General features: G+C 64.5%; 5 protein-coding genes. All 5 read left to right on the top strand.

The features are described from left to right. Positions 1-142 precede the first annotated feature (142 nt). The gene (locus EN745_RS29200) at positions 143-1,423 is read left to right on the top strand and encodes an acetylornithine deacetylase/succinyl-diaminopimelate desuccinylase family protein (protein ID WP_126054132.1); all 1,281 of its coding nucleotides are present in this window, start codon (positions 143-145) and stop codon (positions 1,421-1,423) included. A 129-nt stretch (positions 1,424-1,552) separates the two neighbouring features. Then, complete coding sequence (locus EN745_RS29205; protein ID WP_127422838.1) at positions 1,553-3,031, top strand: ABC transporter substrate-binding protein; 1,479 nt, start codon at positions 1,553-1,555, stop codon at positions 3,029-3,031. 256 nt (positions 3,032-3,287) lie between these two features. Further along, positions 3,288-4,235 carry an ABC transporter permease gene (locus tag EN745_RS29210; protein ID WP_127422839.1) on the top strand — a complete coding sequence of 316 codons (948 nt, stop codon included), beginning with the start codon at positions 3,288-3,290 and terminating at the stop codon, positions 4,233-4,235. Next, positions 4,232-5,101: an ABC transporter permease gene (locus tag EN745_RS29215; RefSeq protein ID WP_126054129.1), complete on the top strand. Its 870-nt coding sequence runs from the start codon at positions 4,232-4,234 to the stop codon at positions 5,099-5,101. The genes EN745_RS29210 and EN745_RS29215 overlap by 4 nt, the downstream gene beginning before the upstream one ends. After that, positions 5,098-5,348, top strand: a 251-nt coding sequence (locus tag EN745_RS29220; RefSeq protein WP_127422840.1) for an ATP-binding cassette domain-containing protein, incomplete at its 3' end; no start/stop codon positions are given. The genes EN745_RS29215 and EN745_RS29220, both read left to right, overlap by 4 nt.

Raw genomic sequence — 5,348 nt, forward strand, 5'->3', positions numbered from 1 at the left:
AACACACACTCGTTGATGAATTCGCCAATCCAAAGCAGCGAATTTGAACGAATTTCCCGCCATAGTTGCCGCCGCGACACGTAGTTTCAACGACTTCGCCGTCGCGCTTGCCAGTCGCCCGCTTCGCTGCTCAACTTCAGGAATGACCGAACGACTCCTTAAGGCCGTCGATGCGCGGATCGAAGACCTCGTTGCGCTGACCGCGGACCTGATCCGTTTCCCGACCGTCAATCCGCCGGGCGAGGCCTATCGCCCCTGCGCCGAATATGTCGGCGAGCGCCTGAAGAAGCGCGGCTTCGAAACAGAGTTCGTCCGCGCCGAAGGCACGCCCGGCGACACCGACCGCTACCCGCGCGTCAACGTCGTTGCCCGCTTCGACGGCAGATCGCCCGGCGCATGCGTGCATTTCAACTCGCATATCGACGTCGTCGAGGCTGGCGTAGGCTGGACCGTCGATCCGTTCGCCGGCATCGTGAAGGACGGCAAGGTCTACGGCCGCGGCGCCTGCGACATGAAGGGCGGGCTGGCCGCCTCGATCATCGCCGCCGAGGCCTTCATGGAGGTGTTTCCGGACTTCCCCGGTGCCATCGAGATTTCGGCCACGGTCGACGAGGAATCCGGCGGTTTCGGCGGCGTCGCCCATCTGGCCAGGCTCGGCTATTTTTCCAAGCCGAAAGTCGACCACGTCATCATTCCGGAACCGCTGAACAAGGACCGCATCTGCCTTGGCCATCGCGGCGTCTGGTGGGCCGAGATCGAGACCAAGGGCGAGATCGCGCATGGCTCGATGCCGTTCCTCGGCGACAATGCGGTGCGCCACATGGGCGCCGTGCTGCAGGCCTTCGAGGACGAATTGTTCCCGGCGCTGGACCGCAAGGTGACGCGCATGCCCGTCGTACCCGAAGGCGCCAGGCGCTCGACCATGAACATCAACTCCATCCATGGCGGCCAGACCGAGGATTTCCGCCCCGGCCTGCCCTCGCCCAACGTGCCCGATTCCTGCCGGCTGACCATCGATCGGCGCTTCCTGCTCGAGGAGGACCTCGCCACGGTGAAGAGCGAGGTGACGGATATCCTGGAGCGGCTGAAGCGCGAGCGGACGAAGTTCGACTACGAGATCCGCGATCTGATGGAAGTGCTGCCGCTGATGACCGAGCGCGACGCACCTGTGGTGAAAGCCGTGGCACAAGGCATCATGGCGATCTTCGACCGCGAGCCCGACTATGTGATTTCGCCGGGCACCTACGACCAGAAGCACGTCGCCCGCATCGGCCACATCTATGACTGCATCGCCTATGGCCCCGGCATCCTCGACCTCGCCCACCGGCCCGACGAATGGGTCGGCATCGCCGACATGGTGGAATCGGCCAAGGTGATGGCGATCGGCCTCAACGTGCTGTTGAGGGGCACTGTCGCGGACTGATCCCGAGGGCAGGCAGACTATTTCTGGAAAAACATTCCGCCTGGCGTCGCCCGACAGCACGAAACGCAATTTACTCGACCTCGAAATCACGCTTCTATCCACCCGGTTTGAGCAGATGGGAGTTGCCCGATGAAATTGTGGAAGACCGTTCTCGCCGCCGCCGCCCTGGCACTCGCCACCGCCACCTCGGCCTTTGCCGCGCGTACCGATCTCGTCATCGGCATTCCGCTCGAACCCCCGCACCTTGACCCGACCGCGGGTGCTGCCGCGGCGATCGACGAAGTGCTCTACGCCAATGTGTTCGAAGGCCTGACCCGCATCGGCCCGAACGGCGAGGTGCTGCCCGATCTCGCAGAAAGCTGGAGCATTTCTGACGACGGCAAGGTCTACACGTTCAAGCTGCATACCGGAGTCAAATTCCATGACGGTGCCGACTTCAGCGCCGACGATGTGAAGTTCTCGCTCGACCGCGCCCGCGCCGACAATTCGGTCAACGCGCAGAAGGGCCTGTTCGCGGCGATCGACAAGGTCGACGTCGTCGATCCGGCGACCGTCAAGGTGACGCTGAAGAACCCGCAAGGCTCCTTCCTCTACAATATGGGCTGGGGCGACGCGGTGATCGTGTCGCCGAAATCGGCCGACACCAACAAGGAGAAGCCGATCGGCACCGGTCCGTTCAAATTCCAGAACTGGGTCAAGGGCTCGTCGATCACGCTGGTGAAATCGGACGCTTACTGGGGCGCGCCGGTCGCGCTCGACAAGGCCGAGTTCCGCATCGTCCCCGATGCGGCGGCCGCTGTTCCGGCCCTGCTTTCCGGCGACATCCAGGCCTTCCCTTTCTTCGATCCCGACAGTGTCGCCCAGGTCAAGGACGATCCGCGCTTCCATGTCGTGATCGGCTCGACCGAGGGTGAGACTATTCTGTCGATCAACAACAAGAAGCCGCCTCTCGACAAGCTCGAGGTCAGGCAGGCGATCTCCTACGCGCTCGACCGCAAGGCGATCATCGATGGTGCCTCGGCCGGCCTCGGCCAGCCGATCGGCTCGCACATGTCGCCCGCCAACAAGGACTATGTCGACCTCACCGGCCGCTATCCGCATGATGTCGCCAAGGCCAAGGAACTGCTCAAGCAAGCCGGCCTCGAGAACGGCTTCAAGGCGACGCTGAAGCTGCCGCCGCCTTCCTATGCACGGCTTGGCGGCGAGATCATCGCCTCGGAGTTGCGCGACGTCGGCATCGATCTGGAGATCGTGCCCGTTGAATGGGCGCAGTGGCTGGACCAGGTATTTACCAAGAAGGACTACGACCTCACCATCGTCTCCCACACCGAGCCCAACGACATCGATATCTATTCGCGCAAGGACTATTACTTCAATTACAACAACCCGGCTTTCGACAAGGTCATCGCCGATCTGAACCTCACCTCCGACGAGGCCAAGCGCAAGGAACTGCTCGGTGAGGCGCAGAAGATCCTCGCCGACGATGCCGTGGTCGGCTTCCTCTACGAACTGCCGAAGGTCGGCGTCTGGGACGCCAAGCTGCAGGGCCTGTGGGAGAACGCGCCGATCCAGGCTAATGATCTGACCAAGGTGAAGTGGAGCGAGTGAACCCCAGCACTTCGTCATCAAAGGGTGGAGCAGCCACGCAGCGGCTGCGCAGACCCTAGGATCCATGCCATGGCTTGTGAGCGACCTCTGCGTTGCAGAATACAGGAGGCCCATCCGTGAGGACAGGAAAGCGTGACCTGGGTTCTGCATCGTCGCGCTCTTCGACCTCTGTCACGTCATGGATCCTGGGGTCTTCGCGACGTCGCTTCGCTCCTGCTCCGCCCCAGGATGACGAAGCCCGGGCGGTCAGCCTTCCATGAGTGCCTACCTCCTCAAGCGTCTGATCATCGCCGCCGCCACGCTGGTGCTGGCCTCCATGGTGGTGTTCGCGGTGCTGGAGATCATCCCCGGCGACCCGGCGCGACTGATGCTGGGCATGAATGCCAGCGCCGATCAGGTCGAGGTGCTGCGTAACCAAATGGGGCTCAACGCGCCGCTGGCCCTGCGCTACCTGCACTGGGCGGGCGGGCTGCTCAGCCTCGATTTCGGTCGCTCCTACACCTATTCGGTGCCGGTCATCGATCTCGTGCGCGAACGCGTCGTCGTCTCGCTGCCGCTGGCGCTGATCGCGCTGGCGCTGTCCACCGCCATCGCCATTCCGGTCGGGATTTATTCCGCCAGCCGCCACGGCCGGGCCGGCGACGCTATCGCCATGGGCGCCGCCCAACTCGGCGTCGCCGTGCCGAACTTCTGGTTCGCGCTGATGCTGATCTATCTCTTCGCCGTCTGGCTGCGACTGGTGCCGGCCGGCGGCTTTCCCGGCTGGGGCGCCGGTGCCTGGCCGGCGCTGAAATCGCTGCTTCTGCCGGCGGTCGCCCTTGCCCTGCCGCAAGCCGCGATCCTTGCCCGCGTCGCCCGCTCGGCACTGATCGAGGTGCTGCACGAGGACTATGTCCGCACCGCCCGCGCCAAGGGCATGCCATACCGCGCCGTGCTCTGGCGGCACGCGCTGCGCAACGCCATGATCCCGGTACTCACCATTCTCGGTTTGCAATTCGCCTTCTTGCTCGCCGGCACCATCATTATCGAGAACGTCTTCTACCTGCCCGGCCTTGGACGGTTGGTGTTCCAGGCCATCACCCAGCGCGACCTGATCGTCGTCGAAAGCGTCGTCATGCTGCTGGTCGCCGCCGTCATCGCCGTCAACCTCCTCGTCGACCTCTCCTATGCGGTCGTCGATCCGCGCCTGAGAAGCCGGCAATGACGCTCCATGTCGACATCCCCGAAGAGACCGTTGGCGCACTGCTGGCCAAGGCGTTCCGCAACCGGTCCTTCCTCGTCGGCTTCGCCATCACCGCGCTGGTGGCGGCGATAGCGATGCTCTCCTATGTCTGGACGCCCTATGATGTCACCAGGCTGGTGATCTCGGACAAGACCCTGACGCCTTCATGGGCGCACTGGTTCGGCACCGACCATTTCGGCCGCGACATCCTGTCGATGATCATGGTCGGCGCCCGCAACTCGATCGCCGTGGCGCTGGTCGCGGTCGGCATCGGCATGGGCGTCGGCGTGCCGCTCGGCGCCTTTGCCGCCGCGCGCGGCGGCCTCGCCGACGAGGCGCTGATGCGGCTGAACGACCTCGTCTTCGCCTTCCCCGCGCTGCTGTCGGCGATCATGATCACCGCCATCTTCGGGCCGGGCGCGATCAACGCCATCATCGCCATCGGCATCTTCAACATTCCCGTTTTCGCGCGCGTCGCCCGCGCCGGCGCTCTCGCCATCTGGCCGCGTGAATTCATCCTGGCCGCGCGTGCCGCCGGCAAGGGGCCAACGCTGATCACCATCGAGCACATCCTGCCAAACATCGCCACGTTGCTCCTGGTGCAAGGCACCATCCAGTTCGCGCTGGGCATCCTTGCCGAAGCCGGCCTTTCCTATGTCGGCCTCGGCGCGCAGCCGCCGATGCCGAGCTGGGGTCGCATGCTGTTCGACGCCCAGACGCGCATGGTGGTAGCGCCGTGGATGGCGATCTTTCCGGGCATGGCGATCGTCGTCACCGTGCTCGGCCTCAACCTGCTGGGGGACGGCATCGCCGACATTCTCGACCCGAAATCGCGGCGGCAGCGATGAGCCTGCTCGAGATCGAGAACCTGTCGCTGGCGATCGGCGACACGCCGATCCTGAAGGGGATCGAGCTTGCCGTGGCACCGGGCGAGGTCATGGGGCTTGTCGGCGAGTCCGGCTCTGGCAAGTCGATGACGGCGCTCACCGTGATGCGGCTTCTGCCCTTCGCGGCGCGTGCTGGCGGGCGTGTCGCCTTCGACGGCCTCGATATCCTGGCGGCGAGCGAGGACCAGATGTGCGCGCTGCGCGGCGA

The organism is Mesorhizobium sp. M4A.F.Ca.ET.022.05.2.1 (assembly GCF_003998845.1).
Taxonomy (GTDB): Bacteria; Pseudomonadota; Alphaproteobacteria; order Rhizobiales; family Rhizobiaceae; genus Mesorhizobium.

Bases quoted from the DNA above. Each gene is read 5' to 3' on its own strand.
- EN745_RS29200 (WP_126054132.1), top strand. From the start codon at position 143: ATGACCGAACGACTCCTTAAGGCCGTCGATGCGCGGATCGAAGACCTC.
- EN745_RS29205 (WP_127422838.1), top strand. From the start codon at position 1,553: ATGAAATTGTGGAAGACCGTTCTCGCCGCCGCCGCCCTGGCACTCGCC.
- EN745_RS29210 (WP_127422839.1), top strand. From the start codon at position 3,288: ATGAGTGCCTACCTCCTCAAGCGTCTGATCATCGCCGCCGCCACGCTG.
- EN745_RS29215 (WP_126054129.1), top strand. From the start codon at position 4,232: ATGACGCTCCATGTCGACATCCCCGAAGAGACCGTTGGCGCACTGCTG.